The organism is Streptomyces neyagawaensis (assembly GCF_023516595.1).
GTDB classification, from domain to species: domain Bacteria; phylum Actinomycetota; class Actinomycetes; order Streptomycetales; family Streptomycetaceae; genus Streptomyces; species Streptomyces neyagawaensis.
Window position 1 is genome coordinate 314,606 of sequence record NZ_JAMGBG010000011.1, and the last position, 22,255, is coordinate 336,860.

Genomic DNA, 22,255 nt, shown 5'->3' on the forward strand with positions numbered 1-22,255 from the left:
CCCCAATCACCTTGCTCCGGCGGTACCGGTCAGCGGCCGCACCTCAGCCGCTGACGGCACCGTCCGGCGAGCCCGTCACATGTGGGGCCCGACCGGCAGCATCGCGAGAGTGAGGAGCCCGGGGCACCAATGCTGCGCGGTGGAGATCAGGGGGTTCTCCGCGCCTCCATGCGGTCCATCAAGCCGATGGGGTCATCAAGCGGAGCCATCAACACATCAGGTCAGCGGCGCGGTGCAGCAATCACGGCGGCGGCCGTCGCCGACGTAGCCGCGCGCGCCGGGTCGCCGATCCTTAGAAGCCCAGCACTTCGCCGTACTTGATGGCACCGTTGGGCAGCGCGAAGCCGAACGGGGTGAGCGACTTGCCCTGCGGGTACGTCTCTTCGGCGCTGGTCGGCACGAACCAGACTCCACCCGACCTGGGGTCCCCGGCGTTCTCCCCGGGAGCGCTCACCGCGGTGTCCCACAGGCCGTCGCGGTTGTAGTCGCCGACGGCCACCTGGGCGCCGAAGCGGTCGCCCGCCTCGGCCGTGCCCGGCATGTTCGGGGTGCTCTGGCTGCGGGCCAGACCACCGTAGAGGCCCTTCTCCGTACCGTTCATGACGACGTACCCGCCCGCGTCCTTCACGGTGCCCACGTCCTCACCGGGCACACCGACCACCAGTTCGGGACGGCTGTCGCCGTTCAGGTCACCGGCGGACAGCGCGGCGCCGAAGTCGTCGCCCTGCTCGGCGGCACCGCCGACGTCCGGGCTCGACTGGGTGATGCAGTCGTGCTCGGTGCCGAACTTCGCGGTCTTCGAGCCCTTGAGGAGGAGCACCGCACCGCCGAGCCGGTCCTCGCAATGCGTCGTCTCCGTCTCCGGGTTGGGCTGTACGAGCCCGACGGCGAGGTCGTCGGTGCCGTCCTGGTCGAAGTCGGCGGCAGCGAGGGCACTGCCGCGGTCGGCGTCGCTCCACCACTGGGCGGGTGCGGCCTGGTCGTCCCACCGCGTGATGAAGGTCCCGGAGTCCTCCAGTGCCCGCCAGGTGGTGGCGAGGTCGTCCCGGCCGTCACCGTCGAAGTCGCCGGTGGCAAGGGCGCTCGTGCGGCCGCCCATGCTGTACCTGCGCAAGGTGGTGGGGGTCACCGGATCGGCGGTGAGCGGGCCCGGACGGAACCGGAGCGCGCCGTGCTCCTCGCCGTTCTCGCCGTAGGCGAGGTCGGTGTCGCCGTCGCCGTCGTAGTCACCCGTGGCGATGGTGCTGCCGATGCTGCTGTACTCGGACGTGCCCCTGGCCACGGTGGTGCCCTTGACGTTCCACCCCGAGCCGTCCAGCACGGTGATGGTGCCCTCGTCCTTGAGCTGGTCCGAGGTCAGCGACTCCCCGCTCGCGCCGACGACAAGCTCGAAGACGCCGTCGCCGTTCACGTCGACAGGGGCCAGGGAGGAGCCGAAGCGGTCGCCCGCCTCGGGCGTGCCGGGTACGCCGGCATCCGCCTGGCTGATGACGCCGGTGGACTGGCTCGGGCTCTGCGGGCCGCCGAAGATCACGCTGACGTAGCCGGCCTTGGCCTTGCCGTCCACCGTCGCGTCGGGCATGCCGACCGCGATGTCCGCGTATCCGTCGCCGTTGAAGTCGAACCGCGGAGCCGTCGCAGCGGCAGCGCTCCCGGCGAGCGGCAGGGTCAGGCCGGTGGCGGTGAGTGCCGCTACGGCGGCGGTGGCGGCCAAGGTGCGTGCGCGCACGGTGAACTCCCCTAGTCAGAGCAGAGAATGAGAGCGAAGGCTTACGGGGATGTGACTCACGAGGTGTACGAACGGTTGTGTGAGAGTTGCCGTCCGGTGGACACGACGTCGACGTACGGCATCGAGGACGCCCTCGCCGAAGTACCTCGGCACACCCATGGCCCGAGCCCGCTGATACGCGAGGCACCCGAGCCTCACCGACCCCCGCCTTCCCCGGAGATCAAGCGACCAGTTGACGGCTTGACCTCAGAATTGACGCGACCTACCGTCACAGTCACAAGGTCACTCGTCTTCCCAGCTGGAAGTGCCCATGCCTCGCCGGTCACCGGGCGAGACCAGAGCGGAACGACCGCGCCGCAGGAGCGCCGGAAGTCGACAGGTCATCCCTGGTCTGTCCGCTGCGACGAACAGGCAGATCGCACAGTTCGAAGTTCGGTACCGGTTGCCTTCCGGTCACGTCGCACACGCCTTCCGGGCATGGGCTCTCGCACTCCACCCGTGGCCGGACCACGGCCCCGACCACGGTGCGGAACCACCGTCTGGAGAGACAGGCACGCGCGAACTCTGCTGCACGGCGCGGCCTCAGCCATGAACCGCGAGGCACGCCGTGAACTTCTCGGCGCGGTCGCACCCCTGGACGACCGCTTCGTGGCGCGGACCCTTCCAGATCCGTTCTCATCACCCACAGATCCCTGGTGGAAGCGCCGCACCTCCTCCCACCCTTGGTAGTCGTCGGCGATGCCACTCGACCGCGGCGGGCCGGTCACGGGGCCTTGAGCGGAAGCGTGGCCGTGAGGACGGTGCCGCTCGCCGTGGACTCGATGGTGAGTGTGCCGGTGAGTGCCTCGGCTCGACGGCGCATCGAGGACAGGCCGATGCCGACCGTAGTGCCCGCCGGCATGCCCGTCCCGTCGTCGGTGACGGTGATGTGCAGTACGCCGTCGCGGGCGGAGAGCACGACGTGGCAGTGCCTGGCCGCCGCGTGGCGCACGGTGTTGGTGATCGCCTCCGTCACGATCCGGTAGGCCGCGGTCTCGACCTCGGGGTGCAACTCGGCCGGTTCACCGACGGTCACCTCGACCGCCAGGCTGCCGGAGACGGCTTCGGCGTGGCGGCGGATGGCTTCGGACAGGCTCATGGCGTCGAGCGCGATCGGACGGAGTCCGTCGATGATCCTGCGGATCTCCTGGACCGCGATGACGACCTCGTCGCCGATGCGGGTGAGCAGCGTGGCGCAGGTCGCCTGGTCGCCGACGCGCAGGGTGTCGACGGCGGCCTGGAGGCCCAGCCCCATTCCGGACAGGGACGGGCCGAGGCCGTCGTGCAGGTCGTGCCGGATCCGGTCGCGTTCGGCGCGGGTGGCGCCGATGACCCGGTTCCGCTCGGTCTCCAGGGCCTCGGTGAGTTCCAGTGCGCGGACCAGAACGGCCACCTGCGGTGCCAGCGCGCCGAGCAGCCGCGTCTCGGTCTCGCCGTAGGCGTCGGCGGGCGCCCGGTCGGCGACCTGCAGCTCGCCCACGAAGCGCCCTCCGACCTGCAACGGGAAGGTCGGACCGGATGTCGGCAGTTCCCCCGTGCAGCCGATACAACGCCCATCCGGCCCGGTCACCGAGGCCGCGGGTGCCCGCACGGCGGCGCTGACGGCCTGGAGCGCGGTCGGCAGCAGGTCGGGCTCCCCGGCAACGGCGACCTGGTCGCCCAACTGGGCGATGGCGCGCAGCGGATCCCTGCGCGCCCCGTACACGAGGCGGTCCGCCAGCCGCTGCAACCGGTCCCGGGCCGGTGTGAGGGACACCGCCACCAGCGCCGCCGCCAGCACCCCGGGCAACGGACGTTCGTCCAGGGCCGATCCGACGAGGACCGTGACGCCCAGGTAGAGCGCGATCACCGCGGCGGTCAGCGCGCCGTAGACGAGCCCGCGCCGCAGCACGATCTCGATCCCCAGCATGCGGTAGCGCAACACCCCGACCGCCACCACCACGGGGATGAGTGCCGCGCACAGAGCCACCACCTGCTGAGGCAGCACATCGACGTAGGTGAAGGTGAGGAGTGGACCCGCGGCGCAGACGAACCACGCCAGTTGTTGACGCTCGGGGGGCTCGGAGCGCGCCAGCCGGACGATGGTGCCCGCCCAGATGGCGACGATCGACGCCCCGAGCAGCGGAACGAAGCCACCCCAGAGCATGAGCGTCGGAACCCATGACGGCAGGACGGCCGGAGGAGCATGCCCGGGAGCGATGTCTTCGTAGGCCGTCGGGTCGAACGGCATCACCAGCACCGGCAGTGAGACCGCCACCGCCGCCCCGATGACAGGCCATCGCCACCATCGGCTCGGTAAGCGACCGTTCGGATAGAGGGCGACCACGATCGTGGGAGTGAGCAGGGCGGAGGGAATCCACAATCCGGTACTGGCCGCGGCGGCCCACGCCGCTCCCGGCCACGCCGGCTGCGCCGCCATGACGCCGTAGCCTCCGTACGCGGCCAGGATGACCTGCAAGACGTTCAGGGCCCCGGCTCCGAGGAACAGCCATCCCAGGACATTGTGGGGCCGTAGATGGATCAGGGCCGCGCCGGCGATGACCCACTCCACCCCGACCGTACCGACGATCCACACGAAGTTGGTGAAGTCCTCCAAACGCTCCGAGCGAGGAAGCGTCTCGATCCAGACGGAGCACCCCAGCGCCACGGTGCTGCACAGCACCACTGCCCAGGCAACCGTTCGCGCGACCATCTCCCCAGTGTGCTGGGGCGAGCGGCTCGCCCGATACATGTTGTGTGATGACTATTCCGGGATGTTCGCCCGGTTGATCCGGGATAGGCACCTCGTGACAGTCAACTCGTGCACCGAGGCGTCCCCGCCGCGCGGCGAGGACGCCTCGGTGCACCACCGTGTTGGCCTCGTCCGTGATCCGGACAGCCGCGTTCTCCATCGGTTCCGGTAGCACGGGAACGGGGCACAGACCGAGGTCGGCGACACATGAGTGCCGGCCACGATGGGCGGCCGCACCACCGGCGACACCGCCCTCGCGTCCAGCTCGCCCCTCGCACGACGCCGGAGCGAGCGAAGAGGGAAGGTGCCCGGCCTCGACGGCCGGGCACCCTGTACTGCTTCTGTCGTCACGGGACGGCCATCGGGATCAGGCGGCCGAAGACGACATCGCCGGACGCGACGACCAGCCACGGAAGTTGCAACAACGTGTCGGGGCCGGCCTTCTTGGCCTCCGCCACAGCCGCCAGCTGCTGCTGAGCGTCGCTCTCACTCAGGGGAGCGCTGTCGGCTCGCAGGAATCCGCCTGGCCCTCGCAGTCCCACCAGGAGTATCTGCACTGTCATGCCTGCCTTCTGCTTCCGTCAGCCGTCTTCGAGGCGAACCCCGGCCCGGAAGGTGAGCCGGATCTGGGACACGTACTCGGGTGGAACCTTCTCCTCGATGGAGGGGAAGCGCGCCTCGGCCCGCCGCCCGTCGGTTCGCAGTTCCAGGGACAGCGCGGCACTGCACTCCCCGAGCACGAATGGGGTACTGCCCGGCCGTTGATCGAGACGACCGCCGGCCGACAGCACCGCACGGTGCACGATCTCGATCACTTGATCGAGCGGAAGGAACTCCGAAGCCACAGCCGGCCCCGTCACACCGTTGCGAAGGTCGGGACGATGGTGCAGTCGACCTCCAGGCCCCAGTGGCTCTTGTAGTCGACGGTCAGCTTCTCCTTGATCGTCAGCACCCAGATGTTCAGCCCGACATCCGTCTGGCTGTTGATGTTGAAGTCGGCGCTGATGTTCACCTTGAACTTGAACTCCCGCACCGTCATCGGGTCGGTGCCCGCCGACAGCACCGCCTGGGCGGCCCGAGCCGATGCCGCCATCGCCGTGATGTACCCGGACAGTTCCACCGCATTGGCCACTGCCATGAGACCTTCTCCTTCTGCGTTGTCCTGGAGTCTCTGCGACGACCACGCGCTCACCCCGTGGCCGCCCACTGACTGTCCCGTGCAGGGCAGGCGAGCGTCATGAGGCCCCGGTCCCGCAGGCGCCGGGCTCAAGTCCCGGACGGGCCGGGATACTTCACCCTTCCTCGGCCGGGGCGCGGTGCGACGACGCCGGAATGGTCACCACTGCCGGAGCACGGCGACGGGGTCCCCGACGTCGATGGTGCCCGGCGCGGTCACGGTGGCCAGTGCGTCCAGACGCATGTCATGCGCCTGCGCGATCGTCCTCAACACGAGCGGGGAGTGCGGCAGGCCCTGCTGGGACCCATTGACCATGACGCGGCGCTCGCTGGAGCGTACGAAGGTGACGCACACCGTGCCGCCGATGCGGACGGTGGAGCCGAGCCGCTGGTCCTCCACGAACGCGGGCGTGCCCGGTGGTGTACGGATGAGGAGGTTGGGCCGGAATCGGCGCTCGTCGACCGCGGTTCCCGCGAGAGCGGTGCGCATCCAGTCGAGGGTGGCGGTGCTCAGCACACTCAGCGGAAGCTGGTCGAAGTGCGAGACGGACCCTTCACGGGCCACCTCGACGTCCTGGCGCCGCAGGTAGCGGCGCAGGTAGCGGCGCAGGTAGGCGGTGGCGTCGGCCGCCGGCACCCCGTCCGGGTCGAGCAACTCGGGCTGCCCCAGGCAGTCCGCGCACGGGTAGCGGGAGCGCAGCCGCAGCAGGCCGGGCATCCTTCGGAACCGGCGGGTGTTCTTTCCCGAACCGAACCTTCCCTCAGCGTCCCGTACCGCATACAGCCGGTCACCCAGTAGACCCCGCTCGTCCACATCGGTGCTCTTTGCGGCAGACCCCTCCGGTTCTGTGTGGGGCGCGGTGGCAACTCCCGCACATGACGGCGGGCGGCTCGCTGTCCGGCGACAGCGAGCCGCCACGCGACCCGGGGCGTCGGCAGGATCAGGGCCTGCCACGGTCTGGCATGGTGCGGGCGGGCAGGTCGGACACAGGGGCCCAGGGCATCACCCGCGCGAGGTCACGGCGTATGCGTTCGGCTTCGCCGCGCACCTGGGCGGGGATGTCGCCACGCTCGTCGACGAGGCGGCTGAAGATGGGGGTCTCTTGAAACACGGCGGGATGGTGCTCTCTTTCATCTTCCGGCCGAGGGTGCGGGGCCGGTGGGGTGGCTTACAACTGCGGGTGCGGCCGATCACAGGCCACGCCCGGTGCACCCTACGGCCGGGCACTGACATTGATATCGCCAGGCAGGCCCTGAAAGCCGTGGCTCGGACACGTACGCACGCCCAACTGGGCTGTCACGCAACTGTTCTGACCGTTCACGACGAACCTTGTCCAGTCCTCGACGCTGTTCAGACCTGCTCCAGCGTCTGACGACGCACTCCTAGTCGCTCCGCCGCGTGTCGCCGTCGGTGGTGGGCAGCAGTGCCTTCACGTGCTGCCAAGCCCGCTCGACGGTGAGCGTCGTGTCGCCTGTCAGCAGGGCCACGCTCAGCCCGTCCATGAGGGCGACGACCCGCTGCGTGAGCGTTTCGACGTCGTCGGTCAGCTCGCCGAGGATCTGAGCGATCGCCTCGCGCCACGCCGTGTCGAACTCGAGCTGCGCCTCTCGCAGGGCGGGCTCGTGCATCACCCGCGGCCAGAGTTCGGCCCAGAGCAGCCAGCGGGGATCACCGGCGGCACGGGGGAAGTTGAGCACGCACAGACGGTGCAGCCGCTCCTCGGCCGAGCCGCCGGACTCCAGCAGGAGGTCCCGCTGCTCGGCCAGCTCGTCCTCGCTCCAGCGGAGCAGTTCGAGGAGCAGGCCGCTCTTGCTGCCGAAGTAGTAGGAGAGGTGACCCGCGCTGGTGTCCAGGCGACGCCCCAGCTCGGAGAGGCTCAGATCGGCCAAGCCGCGCTCGACGAGCAGCGTCCATGCCTCCTGCATGACCCGTTCGCGCGGACGTTCGAGCCGGCGGTGTCGCCTCGACTTCTGGTTGGTCACCTCTTGACTCTAGCCGCGGCGCGCCGCACAGTTACGCGGGCCTGAGTTTGAAAGGCTTTCAATTCAAGGAGTCCATCATGGCACCGAACCCCGCCGAGACGACCGCCGAGCCTCCTGCGGGCACTCCCGCCGATGCTTCCGTCCGAGCGTCGGGGCGGCTGAAGCCCGTGCTCGGCGTGACGGCCGTGATCCTGCTGACCGTCTCGTGCATCACGCCGGCCTCCAGCCTGTTCATCATCGTGCCGGAGCTGCTGGCCACGCAGGGTTCGGGCGTCGTCATCGCGTTGCTCCTCGGCGTCGTGGTCTCGATCGCCGTCGGCGCCTGTTACGCGGAACTGGGCACCCGTACCCCGAGTTCGGGCGGTGAGTACGCGATGATCACCCACACGATCGGGCGCACGCTCGGCTGGCTGACCTTCGCGCTCACGGCCGCCCTGCTCGTGATCATTCCGCCGATCATCGCGCTCGGCACGGCGGACTACCTGGGCTCGATCGCGCACCTCGACCGGGCCACCACCGGTGCCGTCGTGATGCTTCTGGCCACCTGCACGGCCATCCTCGACGTCCGAGCGAACGCGTTCGTGACCAGTTGCTTCCTCGCCCTGGAGGTCCGCGCCGCCGCAGTGGTCGCCTTCCTCGGCTTCGCCCACGCCGAGCGTCCGGTGAGCACGCTGGTGAAGCCGGAGGCGCTGACAGAAGGGACGCTCTCCCCGTTCACGCTCGGCATCCTGATGTCCGGGCTCGTCGTCGCGATGCTCATCGTCAACGGCTTCGGCACCGCGTCGTATCTCGCCGAGGAGATGATCGAGCCTCGCCGTGACGTGGCACGCGCCGTCTTCGCCTCGATCTTCATCGCTGCGACGGTCATCATCGTGCCGACCGCCGCCGTCGTCCTGGGCGCCGGTTCACTCAGAGACCTGGGGGTGCTGAGCTTCCCCGACTTCGTCGAGGCATGGGCCGGCCCGGGCGTCGCCGCGGCCGTGAGCGCCGGCATCGCGCTGGCCATCCTCAACGCGGTAATCGTGATGGTGTTGCAGAACGGCCGCGTGATGTATGCGTCCGGGCGGGACCGGGCGTGGCCCGCTCCGGTCAACTCCGCGCTCACCCGCCTGCATCCACGCTTCCACACGCCGGTCGTGGCGACGCTTGTGGTGGCGCTGCCCGGAGCCGTGCTCGCCTACTTCGTCGACATCGAGTCCCTGCTGGGGATCACCGGCGTCATCGTCGCCGCCGTCTACCTGCTGCTGGCCTTCGGGGCGCTCGCTGTCCGTCGTACGCCGCATGCCGGTTGGAAGATGCCGCTGTGGCCGCTGGCTCCAGTGGTGGTGATCATCTCCCTGACGTACGCCGTCTCCCGGTCGGCTCCGGTGGACCTGCTCATCACCGCCGGGATCGTCGCCGCCGCGCTCGGCTACGAGGTGCTGTACCTGCGCCGCCGCCGCAGCACCCGCTTCGTGGTGGACGCGAGGGCGGACCGGTGACCCATCGAGGGGCGGCACCAGTCCGGGTCGACGTCGGCGTCCCACCATCCACATCTCACCATTCGCATCCGACAGAGAGGTCGCTGCAAAGATGAGTCAGCTCGACAGCCTTGATCCTGAGCTACGGGGACCGTTGGAAGAGCTCCTCGGGAACTACCCCGGCGGGGTGTACGCCATCGAGGACCTGGCGGAACGGAGGCGCATCGACGCCCTGCACGCCGCCCAGCTGGTCGAGGCGGTCAAGGCGGCACAGACGTGCACCACGGAAGAGAGACGGGTGCCTGGCCCGGCGGGGGGTGCAGACGTGCCCGTACGCCTCTACCGGCCCGAACGGCTCCGGCCCGACTCGCCCGCCGTCTTCTTCATTCACGGCGGCGGCATGTGCCTCGGAGACCTCGACTACGAGCACACGACAGCCGTGAAGATCTGCGAGGAACTCGGGGTGCTCGTCGTCTCCACCGGCTACCGCAAGGCGCCTGAACATCCGCACCCCGCACAGGTCGACGACTGCTACGCCGCACTCCGCTGGATGGGCGACAACGCGACGTCGCTGCACTTCGACCCGGGAAGGTTGGCGATCTTCGGGGGGAGCGCGGGCGGCAACCTGGCCCTCGCCGCCGCCCTCAAGGCGCGTGACCTCGCAGGGCCCGCGCTCTCCTACGTCATGGCCCTCTACCCCATGGTGGACCACCGCCACACCACGCCGTCCTCCCACGAGGTGACGGAGATCGGTGTGTGGGACCGAAGGACCAACGTCGAGGCCTGGGAGTGGTTCCTCGCCGGGCAGCAGCCAGACGGATACGCCGCTCCGCTGCACGCGGAGGACCTGGCAGGCTTGCCGCCGACGTTCATCGACGTGGGAACCGCCGATGCCTTCCGGGACGAGGACATCGCCCTGGCACAACGCCTCCTCACCGCCGGCGTCTCCACGGAACTGCACATCTACCCCGGCGTCTATCACGCCGCGGAGCACTACGCGCCCGACGCGGAGGCGGCACGCCACATGTGGACGGTACGGTTCCGAGCGCTTCGCAGGGCTCTCGGCCTCCGGCCCGTCCCTGCCGACGCCGACATCGACGCCGACGCCGACGCCGACGGGAAGGAGCATGACGTATGACCACCGCCGCCGGTCCAACCCCGAGGCGCTGGATGGCTGTTGCGCCAGGGCAGGCGGGGCGACGTCACGCGGGGGGCGATGTCACGCGGGGACGACAAGCGGCGGGTGCTCGAGCACGCGGGGCTTGTACTCGACCAGCTGGGTGCGGCCGTCGAAGGTGCGGTGGTCGATCATCTCGAGGGCGACGTCCGGATAGCCGTCGTAGATGCGTTCCTCGCCCGTGGCCCCGGTGATCACCGGGAACATCACGACCCGGAAGCGGTCGACGAGTCCGGCTCGCAGCAAGGACCGGCACAGGCTGAGGCTGCCGATCGTGCTGAGGATCCCCGAGCCGCTCGACTTCATGGCGCGGACCGCCTCGACGGCGTCGTCGCGGACGAGCGTGGAGTTGGCCCACGTCAGGGGCTCCTCGAGTGACGAGGAGAACACCACCTTGGACGCTTGCGTGAGCTCGTCGACGGACGCCTCCTCTTCGGGCCTGAACTCGTCTTGCCCCTTCGGGACCTCGCCTGCGGCGAAGCCCGACATCAGGCGGTAGGTGTTCGCTCCCATCAGGTACGTGACCTCGGGCTGCTCGCCGAGCCACGCGAGGTACTCCGGGCCCTCGAGGCCCCAGAACCCGGGCCAACCCTCTCCCGATGCGTAGCCGTCGAGGGAAGTGATGAAGTCGACGAGAAGCTCCGACATGGCCGTGTCCTTTCCTGGGGTGTCACCAGCTTGGACCGGCCGGGCGCCACAAACTCATCGGCCGCGCTGGGGAGAAATGAGAAACCCATGACGCTGCAGCCGATCGGGTCGTGGCCGCGGCATTGCGGCGGGGGAGGAGGTCACCGCGGCATATGCGGGCCAGGACGGGGCACTTGAAAGCCCTCGGTGTACACGGTGGTGAGCCGTGGTGCCGGAGCGTGAAGGTGGCAGCCAGTTCCTCGCGGTGCGGTCGGTCGGACTGCGGGGACGGGCTTGGAGGGAGAGGTATCAAGTGATCATTCCTGCGGAGAAGGAACTGCGGGCCGCGCTGGCCCGGTTCGCTTCGGCACGTATCGAGCATGACGTGCTCCCCACCGGCCGTACCAGCCGGGCTCTTGAGGACGCCACGTACACGCTGTGCGTGATGACCGGAGCTCACACCGCCAAGCAGGCTCTGATCGCCGCCGACGAACTGCTCGACCAGTACAGCGCGCGCCACGGGAGCCGCTCCCACGAGGAAGAGACGCTGGCCGCCTGAGCCGGATTCCGCTGTGCCGTGCTCAAGAGCGCGGTCACTCCGGTGCGTCCGACCAGATGGCGGTGACGGGCGTCGACCAGGCCTCCCGTCGAGGGGCCGCCGGGCCTACCCGGCGGCCTCGGGCGAGGTTCGTGGTCGTTCACGCCGCTGCGGGGACGGCGAGGTCGGCCCATACGGTGTGGCCGTCGTTCAGCACCTCGTGCCCCCACTCCGCCGCCAGCGCGTCGACCAGGTGGAGCCCTCGACCGTGGCACTGGTCGGCATCGGCGAAGGGGCTGCGAGGAGCGGGGCCGTCCCACCCGCGCCCGCTGTCGACGACCTCGACCCTGAGGCTCGTCGCGCGGTCCGGGAGAGGCGTCAGGCGCAGTGAGTGCCGAACGGGGCCGCCCCCGTGCGTGATCGCATTGGTGACCAGCTCGGAGACGATCAAGGCGACATCGCTGATCAGGGCCTTGAGGTTCCAGTTCTGGAGTTGCTCCGCGACGTGTCGCCGGGCCATGGCGGGGGCCGCTGTCGCGGTCGCCAGCAGCCATACGCTCTCGAACGGGGCAGCTTCCGGAGATGCAACGCAGGTCAGGGATGTCATGGCGTTCTCGCAAGCATTCGGTCGTGCGTTTGGGCGGCTGTGACGGCCAGGGGGCCGAGCGTCTGGTGATCCGACCGGGGGCCGTCCGGTTCACCTTTCGGGACCATCGCCTTTCGACTTCGATTTCGACGCTAGGTTTCCAAAACGTTTTGCACAACACCCAAAAGGTTTTGCATGGAAGCAGGAAGATCGAGGCGAAAGAGTCCTCCGATGTCCTCCGAGGCGCTTTCGTTGTGCGGAGCGTCGGCAGATGATTACGCTCACTTGTGTGAGCAAGGGGCCACCGGCTCAGCCGGACAGGGTGGGCGGTGCATCACCATGACCCCACAGAATGCCGCGCCGAGGCGGGCCGACGGACGCCGGCCCGCGTCCATCAAGGACGTGGCGGCCGCGGCCGGTGTCAGTCCGACGACGGTCTCCCATGTGCTCAGCGGGAACCGGCCGGTCAACGAGCAGACAGCCACCCGGGTCCGCAGTGTGGTGAGCCGCCTCGGGTATGTGCCGGCCTCCCTGGCGCGCGGCCTCCAGGCAGGTTCCACTTCGGTGATCGGCCTCCTGATCCCCGACATCAGCAACACGTTCTTCGCCGAGCTCGCCAAGGGCGTCGAGGACGCCGCGCATCATCTCGGCTACGGCGTCATTCTGTGCAACACGGAGTTCGACAGTGACAGGGAGGACCGCTACCTGGGTCTGATCCGCAGCCGCTTCGTCGACGGCGTGGTCTATGCGGCCGGCTCGCCGCCGTCCCGACAGCGGCTGGACGCCCTGGTGGGCCAGTTCCCCATTGCCCTTGCCGACGAGGAGGTGGAAGGGCTCGGCGCCACCCTCATCACGACGGCCGATCACGAGGGTGGGGGACGCCTGGTCGGAGAGCACCTGCGGACACTCGGCCATCGTCGTGCGCTGATGCTGACCGGCCCCAGCGACCTCAGGAGCAGTGGCGCGCGCGGCTCCGGGTTCAAGGAGGCATTCGAAGGCGAGGTGGTCGAACGAGTCGGCGACTTCAAGGAAGAATCCGGGTACCGCCTGATGAAGGAAGCTCTCGCGACCGGCCGCCTCGAACAGACAGCTGTGTTCGCCGGTAATGACCTGATGGCCATCGGGGCCCTCGCCGCACTCCGCGAGGCAGGCCTGTCCGTGCCGCAGGACGTGTCGCTGGCGGGTTTCGACGACATCAGGGCAGCCTCGCTGGTCTTCCCACCCCTGACGACTGTGCATCAACCCGCGTACGACGTGGGACACACCGCGACCACACAGCTTCTCCAGTACGTCGCACGGCACCAGGTACCGCCCTCGGCCAGGCACACTCTGCCTGTCCAACTGAAAGTCAGGGAAAGCACGGCGCCGCCCGCCTCCTGACGCGTTCGGACGCGCAGCCGCAGGGCGGGCCGCTCGGCCCGCCCTGCTCAGGTCCTTCACCGGTCCGCCTGGCGCCGCCGTCGCCCAGGCCCACGGCCCATGAAGCCCTGACGACAACTCCGGCGTGCTGTCACGGGAGTTCGGTGACGCGGTCGGTCCCGGGAGGGGTGACCGGGCTGCTGGCCGTGAGGTACTCGGTCAGGGCCGCGATGTCGTCACCGCCGCCGATGGTGTTCTTGCCCTGGGCGAAGGTGGTGAAGCCGTCCCCGCCCGCCGCGAGGAAGGTGTTGGCGGCCACCCGGTACGTGGTGTCCGGCTTCAGGGTCTCACCGTTGAGCTTGATCGACGCCGGGTCGATGCGGTCGCCGACCGGGCCGCCGCGGGAGTAGGAGTAGGTCAGGCCCCTGGAGACTCCGAGGATGAGCGTGGGCGCCCGGGTGCCGGAGTTGTTGAACTGCTCCTCCAGGATCTTCTCGATCTGCGCTCCGGTCAGGTCCACGGTCACCAGGGACCCGGAGAAGGGCTGCACGGCGAACGCCTCGGCGTAGGTGATCTCACCGGATGCCTCGCCGCCCGTCGAGGTGGCGTACACCAGGTCCGCCCTGACCCCGCCCGGGTTCATCAGCGCGATCTGGGCCCCGCCCTTGTCGGCGGCCGAGGTAGCCGCGAGCTGGGCGTCGGCGACCAGGTTCGCCAGGTCGGACTCGGCGTCGCGGGTCTCGGAGCGGGTGATGTCGGAGGTGATGCTGCCGACGACCCGGTTGGCCAGTGGCGCGGAGAGAGCCTTCCACTTGGCGATGACCTCGGTCTGGTCGGCGTCCTTGGTGCCGGTGCGAGTGACGAGGTGGTTCATCGCTGCCACCCGGTCGCGTACGACGTCGCCGGTACGGCGGTCGACGGTCAGCCGGGTCTCGGTGACCACCCGGCCGAAGGAGGAGGCCGAGGTGACCATGCGCGGCTTGCCCGCCGGGTCGGGCAGCGAGCAGATGTACGGCTGGTGGGTGTGGCCGGTGACCACGGCGTCGATCGCCGGGTCCAGGTTCTTCGCGATGTCGACGATCGGCCCGGAGATCCCGTCGCACTGGCCGTAGCTGCCGGCCTGGATGCCGCCCTCGTGCAGCAGGACCACGATCGCCTCGACACCCTGCCCGCGCAGCTTCCTCGCGGCCGCGTTGGCGGTCTGGACCTCGTCCAGGAAGCGCACGGACTTGATGCCCGACTGGCCGGTGGCCTCGGGGGTCCCCTCCAGGGTCATGCCGATGAAGCCGATCTTGACCCCGTCGACCTTCTTGGTCCAGGTGGGGGCGAGGAGTGGTTCACCGGTGGTGCGGTCGACGACGTTGGCGGCGAGCCAGGGGAACGCGGCACCGTCGTACGGCTCGTCCTTGATGTAGCAGCCGTCCTCCGGGTGGCAGCCGCCGTGCTGCATGCGCAGCAGTTCCTCGGTGCCCTCGTCGAACTCGTGGTTGCCGACACTGGTGGCGTCCAGGTGCAGCTTCTCCATGGACTCGACGGTCGGTTCGTCGTGGAACAGTCCGGAGAGGAAGGGGCTGGCGCCGATGACATCGCCCGCGGCCACGGTGAGCGAGCCCTCGGTGCCCTCACGGAGCTGGTTCAGCCTGCCGGCGAGGTACTCGACGCCACCGACCGTGGTGGACTTCGGGTCCAGCTTGGAGCCGAGGTTGGCGTCCCGCCCGGTGGGAGGTTCCAGGTTGCCGTGGAAGTCGTTGAAGGACAGCAGCTGGACGTCGACGGTCCGTGCGGGCTTCGGCGCGGTGGGGAAGTCGTGGGTGTACGACGTCCAGAGCTTGATGTCCTTGCCGTCCGTGCGGCCGTTGCCGTCGAGGTCACCGGCCGGGCCGGCGCCGTGAAGGGCCGCCAGGTCCTTGCCGTTCACGGCGTTGTCGCCGTTGACGTCCGGGGTGTGGGCGGCGAGCAGCCCGGGGCGGACGGAGAGCAGGTGGAACTTGGTGACGCTGCCGTTGAAGCCGAAGTTGTCGTCGGCGACGAGGACGAGGGAGCGGGAGCCGTCGGGCAGGGTCGGGCCCCAGGTGATGCCCTCGACGTTGTCGGCGTCGGTACCGGTGGTGGTGAAGTCGTACAGCAGCTTCTTCGCCATCGGCTTGTCCGAGCCGGACAGTTCGTCCTCGCCGCCGACATCGGTGGCACCGATGGTGCTCGTCCAGTACAGGCGGATGGAGAAGCCGACTCCGGAGGCGAAGGACCGCTCGACGGTGATGTAGTCGGTCTCGTTGATCGCGAGGATCTCGGAGACGCCCCGGTCCGCGGAGTAGGTGCCGACGGGAGCGGGCAGCGGTGCGGTGGGCGCGTCGGAGATCGGGTCGACCTCGTAGACGTGCTCGGCCTCGACGGCTCCGGTTTCACGGTCCGTCACCAGCAGCCGGGACGGGCTCTTGGCCGTCAGACCTGCCGCTGGGCCGTCCTGGACGAGGGCGTTCTCCGCGACGGTGACGGCCTTGCTGCCGTCCGGGGAGAGGGTCAGACCTTCCAGGGCCTGGTTGTTGCGGACGCCCGAAATGAGCGTTCCGGAGGCGGACTTCACCGGCGCGTACGCCGTGGGCAGCGGCAGTTCACGTTCATAGCCGCCGGAGGTGCTCGCCTCGCGGACGAAGGCGGGCTGTCCGGACGAGGAGGCACCCTCGCTGGTCCACAGCAGGCTCTTGCCGCCCGGTGTCCAGCGGATCGCCTCGGGGTCGACCTGCTTGGCCGCGAAGGGGTCACCGGTGGTGTCGTCCAGCACCGTGAGGCCGTCGAGGTCGGGCTCGTCGTGCGCGAACTCGGTCCCGTCCAGCGGCAGTCGCAGGGTGTAGAAGCGGGCCTTGCCGTTCTCCGAGCGGTCGTCGCTGAGGGCGACGTACGTGTCGGACTTGCTGTCGTAGTCGATGCCGGACAACCCCCCGAAGGGCATACCGAACTCGCTCGTCCCGGCCGGCACGGTCAGGGTGTCCAGCAACCGTATGCCGTGCTGCTCGACGGCATCGGTACCACCGGGCTCCGCGGCGAACCCGCCGGCGACGGCCACCCCGCCGAGGAGCAGGGCTGCGGTGGAACCGGCCACGAGCGTGCGTCTACGACGCGTTCGAAGTCTGTGTCGCATGGCGATCCTTCCACTCTGTCCGAGAGGTGGTCGTGCGGGGGTGACGTGCCGAGACAGGCAAGGGCGGGCCCAGCCCTCGGCGGTTGACCGGGGCGGACTGTGTCGGCTGGGGTGTGGGTGGGCCGCTCAGCGGCCCGACGGAACGGGCGCCGGAGCGAGACGGCGGGTACGCCGTCGGCCGGGCGGGCCGTACCGGTCGGCCGTTCGGCTCGGGTCCGGCGCGGACGCCCGCTCGTTCCTGGCGCACAAGCTAGGTATCCAAAGCCCTTTGCACAACCGCCGATCCGCGGACATCCATCGGCTCGGCGGCAGTTCGCCATGCGTGCCCGCACCACCGGCGTCGAGGTGCCCGGGAGCGCATCCCCCTGGCCGCGGGCTCGTCCTCGTCCTGGGCGGCGGGTTTCCCGCTGCCCTCCTGATCAGCATGGTCGCCGTCACGCCGCAGCAGTGTCGTCCGAAATGGGCAGTAAAAGGCAGTTGTGCAAAACGTTTTGCATGCCTAGTTTGTGCTCCATGAGCGTGAGAGCAGCCGCCCTGCCGGGTGGCCTTGTGGTGTCCGGGTGCGATGTGCTGCGCGTTCCGGCGGAGGGCGAGTGCGAGGTCCTCCGGTCGCACGACATCGTCGTGGTGGACGGGCGTATCCAGGAGGTACGGCCGACCGGCGGCCTGCATTCGGGCGACGCCGCCGAGGTGATCGACGGGCGGGGCCTGCTCGCGGTACCGGGCCTGGTCAACGCGCACACGCACAGCCCGATGGTGCTGATGCGGGGCGCCGCCGAGGACGTGACGGTGGAAGGCTGGTTCAACGACCGCGTCTGGCCGATGGAGAGCAACCTCACCCCCGCCGACGTCCACGTCGGCGCGCTGCTGGCCTGTGCCGAGATGATCCGCGCCGGGGTCACCACCTTCGCCGACCACTACTTCTTCCCCGAGCGGATCGCGGAGGCGGTCGCCGAGACCGGCCTGCGGGCCGACATCGCGCCCACCTACTTCAGCAGCCGCGGCCAGGCGGCCCTGGACACCACCGTGCGGTTCGCGGAGACCTGGCACGGAGCCGCCGAGGGCAGGGTCACCGTCTCGCTCGGGCCGCACGCCCCGTACACCGTCGACGACACGGACCTGAGGGCCCTCGCCGGACACGCCCGGCGACTCGGGCTACGTCTGCACATCCACGCCGCCGAACACCTGGAGCAGACCGAGTCCAGCCTCGCGCGGCGCGGCGCCACACCGATCCGGGTACTGCACGAGACCGGGGTCCTGGACGCGGGCGCCCTCATCGCCCATGGCTGCGGCATCGTCGAACAGGACCTGCCGCTGCTGGCCCGGCATGCCGAACGGACCGCCGTGGCCTGCTGTCCCAAGGTGTACCTCAAGCACGCGCTGTCCCCGCTCACCCCGGTGCGGGGCCTGCTCGACGCCGGAGTCACGGTCGCGGTCGGCACCGACGGGGCCGCCGGACACAACACGCTCGACGTGTGGGAGGCGCTGCGGCTGGTCGCCCTCACCCAGAAGCAGGCGGTGCGGGACGCCACCTGGATGACGGTCTCCGACACCCTGCGCCTGGCGACACGCGGCGGGGCCCGTGCCCTCGGTCTACAGGACCGGATCGGGGCGCTGGAGCCGGGCATGCGCGCCGACATCGTGCTCACCGATCTCTCGGGCTCGCACTGCCGTCCTCTGCACGACCCGCGCGCCGCGCTCGTCTACAGCGCCCGCGCGAGCGATGTACGCACGGTCGTGGTCGACGGCCGGGTTCTCATGCGTGACGGACACCTGCTGACCGTGGACGAGCCCGAGGTGCTGGCGGAGGCCGATTCCCGGGTGGCGCGGATCCTCGACACCTCCCACGGAAGGGTGGTGCAGCACTATGACCCGTGAGTCGCACGGGCAGCACAGAGCCGACGATCGGCCGGCGGTGCGCAGGCCCGCCTCCATCAAGGACGTGGCCGCCGCCGCGGGGGTCAGCCCCACCACCGTCTCCCATGTCCTCAGCGGCAACCGGCCGGTCAACGAACAGACCGCCGCCCGTGTCCGCAGCGTCGTCAACCGGCTCGGCTACGTCCCGGCCTCGCTGGCCCGCAGCCTCCAGGCCGGCTCCACCTCCGTCATCGGCCTGCTCATCCCCGACATCAGCAACGCCTTCTTCGCCGAGCTGGCCAAGGGCGCCGAGGACGCCGCCCACGACCTGGGGTACGGGCTGATCCTGTGCAACACCGAGTTCGACGCCGAGCGCGAGGACAGCTACCTCGGCTTGATCCGCAGCCGGTTCGTCGACGGCATGGTGTACGCCTCGGGGTCCTCGCCCTCGCGCCGGCGGCTGGAGGCCCTGATGGGCAAGTTCCCCATCGCGCTCGCCGACGAGGAGGTCGACGGCCTCGAACGTGCCCTCATCGCCACCGCCGACCATGAGGCGGGCGGGCGGCTGGTCGGCGAGCATCTGCGGGAGCTCGGCCACCGCCGGGTGCTGATGCTGACCGGTCCGCGCGCGCTGCGCAGCGGTGTCGCACGCGCCGCCGGCTTCGTGCGGGCCTTCCGTGGTCACGTCGTCGAACGCGTCGGCGACTTCAAGGAGGCTTCCGGCTATCGCCTGGTGGCCAAACTGCTCGAGGAGGGCGGCCTGGACTGCACGGCCGTCTTCGCGGCCAACGACCTGATGGCCTTCGGTGCCCTCGCCGCCCTCACCGAAGCCGGACTCTCGGTTCCCGGGGACGTCTCCGTGGTCGGTTTCGACGACATCCGAGCCGCCTCCCAGATCAACCCGCCCCTGACCACCGTCCATCAGCCGGCCTACGACGTGGGCCGCACCGCCACCGCGCAGCTCCTCCAGTACGTCTCCCGGGGCGAGGTCCCGCCCGCCTCCCGTCACACCCTCCCCGTCACCCTCAAGGTGCGCGGCAGCACGGCGCCCGCCGCCGGCTGATCCCTCCCGCCCGTGCCGCAGGACCCGGTGTCGCACCACCCCTGTGCCCAAATCCCCCTTACGAAAGGCGATGTCACCATGCCCAGAGTCCTCGTCGTCGGCGAGTCCTGGTTCACGTACACGGTCCATCAGAAAGGCTTCGACGCCTTCCACACCGCGGAGTACACCGAGGGTGGCGACGTCTTCCTCGAGGCGCTGCGCTCGCGCGGGCACGAGGTGACGTACGTCCCCGCGCACGAGATAGCCACCCGGGTCCCGGACTCCGAGGACGGCTTCGACGCGTACGACGTCGTGGTCATCAGCGATGTCGGAGCCAACAGCTTCCAGTTGCCGCCGCAGACCTTCGGTCGGTCCATCCCGAGTCCCGACCGTTCCGAGCTGATCCGGGCCTTCGTGGAGCAGGGCGGCGGGGTGCTGATGATCGGCGGTTATCTGACCTTCAGCGGCATCGACGCCCGCGCACGCTGGGGGCGTACACCACTGGCCGACGCCCTGCCGGTGGTGATGGTCGACCGGGACGACCGGGTGGAGCTCCCGGCCGGGGCCGTGGCCGAAGTGGTGGCCGATCACGCCGTCGTACGAGGGCTGGGGCGGCTCTGGCCCTCGCTGCTCGGACTCAACGAGGTCACCGTACGGCCGGAGGCGTCCCTGCTGGCCGAGTGCGCCGGGCATCCGCTGCTCGTCGTCGGTGGGCACGGCGCGGGCAGGTCGGCGGCGTTCACCTCCGATGTCGCGCCGCACTGGGCCCCGCCGCCGTTCCTGGAATGGGAGGGCTATGCCGAGCTGTGGGACCGGCTCGTGCGCTGGCTCGCCGGAGCGGAGCTGTGATGCCCGCCCACGGCACACCGCATATCGCCGCCGCGCCCGGCGACTTCGCCCCCCTCGTGCTGATGCCGGGCGACCCGCGCCGTGCGCGCCGGATCGCCGAGACGTTCCTGGAGGGCGCCCGGCTCGTCACCGAGGTGCGCGGAATCCTCGGCTACACCGGCACCCACCGGGGCGAGCCCATGTCGGTCCTCGCCTCCGGCATGGGCATCCCGTCGGTGTCGATCTACGCGACCGAACTGCTGCGCCACTACGGGGTGCACAGGATCGCCCGGGTCGGTACGGCGGGAGCGATCCCGGCGGGGGTGGCGCTGCGGGACGTGGTGATCGCCTCCGCCGCGCACACCGACTCGCAGGTCGGTCGGCTGCCCGACTGCGGCGTCACACTCTCCCTGACCCCGTCCCATCGGCTGCTGGGCGCCGCCGTTCGGGCCGCGGAACAGGAGCGGCCGGACGACGGGGGAGCCGTGCGCATCGGACCGGTGTTCAGCACCGACCACTTCTACCTGGACAGGCCCGCCGTCTTCAACACGCTGGAACGCAGGGGCACCCTCGCTGTGGAGATGGAGGCCGCGGGGCTCTACGCCGTCGCCGCCAACGAGGGCGGGGAGGCACTCGCCGTTCTGACCGCGACGGACCACCTCCGCACCGGTGAGCAGCTCACCGCCGCCGAACGGGAGACGTGCTTCGCACGGGCCGTGCGCATAGCGGCCGACGCCCTGCTCGCCGACTGAATTTCTTGCTCCAGATATCAAACAGAAACAGGACATCGTAGCCAAAACGTTTTGCACTTCTTAGTGTTCAACGTAATCACTCACACCCCGAACCGGCCCACACATGATCAGGAGAAAGCAGATGAGGAAGAGAAAGAGCGCCGCCGCGGCGCTGGTGGCGGGAATGCTCGTACTCGTCGCATGCGGTGCGTCGGACGGGGATTCCGGCTCGGCGGAAGCCTCCGGCAAGCCCCGCGTCAAACTGGTGATCAACGGCGGTCTGGGCGACAAGTCGTTCTTCGATTCCGCCCACGAGGGTCTGAAGCGCGCCGCGAAGGACCTCGGCTACGAGCTCAAGGTGGTGGAACTGGGCTCGGACCGCACCAAGTGGGAGCCCGGTTTCGAGGATGCGGCCGCCGCCGACGACTACGACATCCTCGCCGCCGGCACCTTCGACGTCACCGACTACATCGGCGATCTCGCCCCGCAGTACCCGGACAAGAAGTTCTGGGTGTTCGACGCGCCTGTCGACTACAGCGGCAAGAACGGCACCTGCTCCAACAAGTGCGAGAACGTGTACTCCGTGACCTTCAAGCAGAACGAGGGCGGATATCTCGCGGGATTCCTCGCCGAGAAGCTCATCGTCGCCAAATCCCTGAAGGGAGCCGAATCCCTCAAGAAGGCCGGCGTCATGGGTGGCGTGAAGATCCCCCTCATCGAGGACTTCGTCGTCGGATTCAAGTCCGGATTCAAGGCGGCCGGCGGCAAGGGCTCCAACGTCCTCGTGCAGTACGTCGGCGGCGACAAGCCCTTCGGTGACCCGGCCAAGGGCAAGGAGATCTCCAACGCCATGTACGGCCAGGGTGCCGCGCTGGTGTGGCCGGTCGCCGGGCTCTCCGGGCTCGGCACCTTCGAGTCCGCGGTCGCGGCGAAGCGCTACGCCTTCGGAGTCGACTCCGACCAGTACCAGACCCTCACCGACCCGGCGCAGAAGGACACCGTCGTCACCTCCATCCTCAAGAACGTCGGCAACGCCCTGTACAAGGCGGCGCAGGACGACCAGAAGGGTTCCCTGAAGTACGGCGCCGTCGAGACCGTCGGCCTTGCCGAGGACGCCGTCGGCTACGTGAACGACGACCACTTCAAGGAGTTGGTGCCCGAGAAGATCCGTACCGAGCTGGAGGCGGCCGCCGACCAGGTGAAGTCCGGCTCCGTCAAGGTCCCGAGCGCCCTCTAGCCACACGAATTGAAAC

The 22,255-nt window shown here is 69.5% G+C and carries 20 protein-coding genes; 9 read left to right on the plus strand and 11 right to left on the minus strand.

Going from position 1 to position 22,255, the window contains the following annotated elements:
* Positions 1 to 292: 292 nt before the first annotated feature.
* The 8 genes from M8J73_RS07920 to M8J73_RS07955 all read right to left on the minus strand — a co-directional run bounded on the left by M8J73_RS07920 (position 293) and on the right by M8J73_RS07955 (position 7,658).
* Positions 293 to 1,729: an FG-GAP repeat protein gene (locus M8J73_RS07920; RefSeq protein WP_055538032.1), complete on the minus strand. Its 1,437-nt coding sequence runs from the start codon at positions 1,727 to 1,729 to the stop codon at positions 293 to 295.
* 763 nt (positions 1,730 to 2,492) lie between these two features.
* The gene (locus M8J73_RS07925) at positions 2,493 to 4,460 is read right to left on the minus strand and encodes a sensor histidine kinase (protein ID WP_169797827.1); all 1,968 of its coding nucleotides are present in this window, start codon (positions 4,458 to 4,460) and stop codon (positions 2,493 to 2,495) included.
* 386 nt (positions 4,461 to 4,846) lie between these two features.
* Complete coding sequence (locus M8J73_RS07930; protein ID WP_055538034.1) at positions 4,847 to 5,062, minus strand: hypothetical protein; 216 nt, start codon at positions 5,060 to 5,062, stop codon at positions 4,847 to 4,849.
* 18 nt (positions 5,063 to 5,080) lie between these two features.
* On the minus strand, positions 5,081 to 5,314 hold the full coding sequence (locus tag M8J73_RS07935; protein WP_055538035.1) for a hypothetical protein: 234 nt from the start codon (positions 5,312 to 5,314) through the stop codon (positions 5,081 to 5,083).
* A 41-nt stretch (positions 5,315 to 5,355) separates the two neighbouring features.
* Positions 5,356 to 5,637, minus strand: a complete 282-nt coding sequence (locus M8J73_RS07940) for a hypothetical protein (RefSeq protein ID WP_055538036.1) — start codon at positions 5,635 to 5,637, stop codon at positions 5,356 to 5,358.
* Between the two features lie 198 nt (positions 5,638 to 5,835).
* On the minus strand, positions 5,836 to 6,393 hold the full coding sequence (locus M8J73_RS07945) for an MOSC domain-containing protein (protein ID WP_206187803.1): 558 nt from the start codon (positions 6,391 to 6,393) through the stop codon (positions 5,836 to 5,838).
* A 223-nt stretch (positions 6,394 to 6,616) separates the two neighbouring features.
* The gene (locus tag M8J73_RS07950) at positions 6,617 to 6,787 is read right to left on the minus strand and encodes a hypothetical protein (protein WP_169797828.1); all 171 of its coding nucleotides are present in this window, start codon (positions 6,785 to 6,787) and stop codon (positions 6,617 to 6,619) included.
* 271 nt (positions 6,788 to 7,058) lie between these two features.
* Entirely contained in the window at positions 7,059 to 7,658 is a 600-nt protein-coding gene (locus tag M8J73_RS07955; protein WP_240501150.1) for a TetR/AcrR family transcriptional regulator, read from the minus strand.
* A 77-nt stretch (positions 7,659 to 7,735) separates the two neighbouring features.
* On the opposite strand from M8J73_RS07955, the gene M8J73_RS07960 reads away from it, so the two are divergent.
* Positions 7,736 to 9,139, plus strand: a complete 1,404-nt coding sequence (locus M8J73_RS07960; protein ID WP_055538037.1) for an APC family permease — start codon at positions 7,736 to 7,738, stop codon at positions 9,137 to 9,139.
* Positions 9,140 to 9,230: 91 nt separating this feature from the next.
* Complete coding sequence (locus tag M8J73_RS07965; protein ID WP_055538038.1) at positions 9,231 to 10,256, plus strand: alpha/beta hydrolase; 1,026 nt, start codon at positions 9,231 to 9,233, stop codon at positions 10,254 to 10,256.
* A gap of 81 nt (positions 10,257 to 10,337) precedes the next feature.
* Here the strand turns inward: M8J73_RS07965 and M8J73_RS07970 are convergent, their stop codons facing one another.
* On the minus strand, positions 10,338 to 10,943 hold the full coding sequence (locus M8J73_RS07970; RefSeq protein WP_055538039.1) for a dihydrofolate reductase family protein: 606 nt from the start codon (positions 10,941 to 10,943) through the stop codon (positions 10,338 to 10,340).
* Between the two features lie 292 nt (positions 10,944 to 11,235).
* On the opposite strand from M8J73_RS07970, the gene M8J73_RS07975 reads away from it, so the two are divergent.
* Positions 11,236 to 11,481 carry a DUF5133 domain-containing protein gene (locus M8J73_RS07975; protein WP_055538040.1) on the plus strand — a complete coding sequence of 82 codons (246 nt, stop codon included), beginning with the start codon at positions 11,236 to 11,238 and terminating at the stop codon, positions 11,479 to 11,481.
* Positions 11,482 to 11,620: 139 nt separating this feature from the next.
* Here M8J73_RS07975 and M8J73_RS07980 read toward each other — a convergent pair whose 3' ends face one another.
* Entirely contained in the window at positions 11,621 to 12,067 is a 447-nt protein-coding gene (locus tag M8J73_RS07980; RefSeq protein WP_055538041.1) for an ATP-binding protein, read from the minus strand.
* A 210-nt stretch (positions 12,068 to 12,277) separates the two neighbouring features.
* On the opposite strand from M8J73_RS07980, the gene M8J73_RS07985 reads away from it, so the two are divergent.
* Positions 12,278 to 13,426: a LacI family DNA-binding transcriptional regulator gene (locus tag M8J73_RS07985; RefSeq protein ID WP_249828392.1), complete on the plus strand. Its 1,149-nt coding sequence runs from the start codon at positions 12,278 to 12,280 to the stop codon at positions 13,424 to 13,426.
* A 130-nt stretch (positions 13,427 to 13,556) separates the two neighbouring features.
* Here M8J73_RS07985 and M8J73_RS07990 read toward each other — a convergent pair whose 3' ends face one another.
* Complete coding sequence (locus M8J73_RS07990) at positions 13,557 to 16,505, minus strand: esterase-like activity of phytase family protein (RefSeq protein ID WP_055538043.1); 2,949 nt, start codon at positions 16,503 to 16,505, stop codon at positions 13,557 to 13,559.
* 552 nt (positions 16,506 to 17,057) lie between these two features.
* Between M8J73_RS07990 and M8J73_RS07995 the strand changes: the two genes are divergently transcribed.
* The 5 genes from M8J73_RS07995 (at position 17,058) to M8J73_RS08015 (ending at position 22,239) form a co-directional block, all read left to right on the plus strand.
* A complete protein-coding gene (locus M8J73_RS07995; protein ID WP_055538044.1) occupies positions 17,058 to 18,422 on the plus strand; it encodes an amidohydrolase in 1,365 nt (454 codons plus the stop codon).
* Positions 18,412 to 19,464 (plus strand): LacI family DNA-binding transcriptional regulator, encoded by a 1,053-nt coding sequence (locus M8J73_RS08000; protein ID WP_249828393.1) that lies wholly within the window; start codon positions 18,412 to 18,414, stop codon positions 19,462 to 19,464. The genes M8J73_RS07995 and M8J73_RS08000 overlap by 11 nt, the downstream gene beginning before the upstream one ends.
* A 78-nt stretch (positions 19,465 to 19,542) precedes the next feature.
* The gene (locus M8J73_RS08005) at positions 19,543 to 20,292 is read left to right on the plus strand and encodes a glutamine amidotransferase (protein ID WP_055539708.1); all 750 of its coding nucleotides are present in this window, start codon (positions 19,543 to 19,545) and stop codon (positions 20,290 to 20,292) included.
* Positions 20,292 to 21,023, plus strand: a complete 732-nt coding sequence (deoD, locus tag M8J73_RS08010) for a purine-nucleoside phosphorylase (RefSeq protein ID WP_055539707.1) — start codon at positions 20,292 to 20,294, stop codon at positions 21,021 to 21,023. Before M8J73_RS08005 ends, deoD begins: the two co-directional genes overlap by 1 nt.
* A gap of 121 nt (positions 21,024 to 21,144) precedes the next feature.
* A complete protein-coding gene (locus tag M8J73_RS08015) occupies positions 21,145 to 22,239 on the plus strand; it encodes a BMP family lipoprotein (protein WP_055539706.1) in 1,095 nt (364 codons plus the stop codon).
* Positions 22,240 to 22,255: the final 16 nt, after the last annotated feature.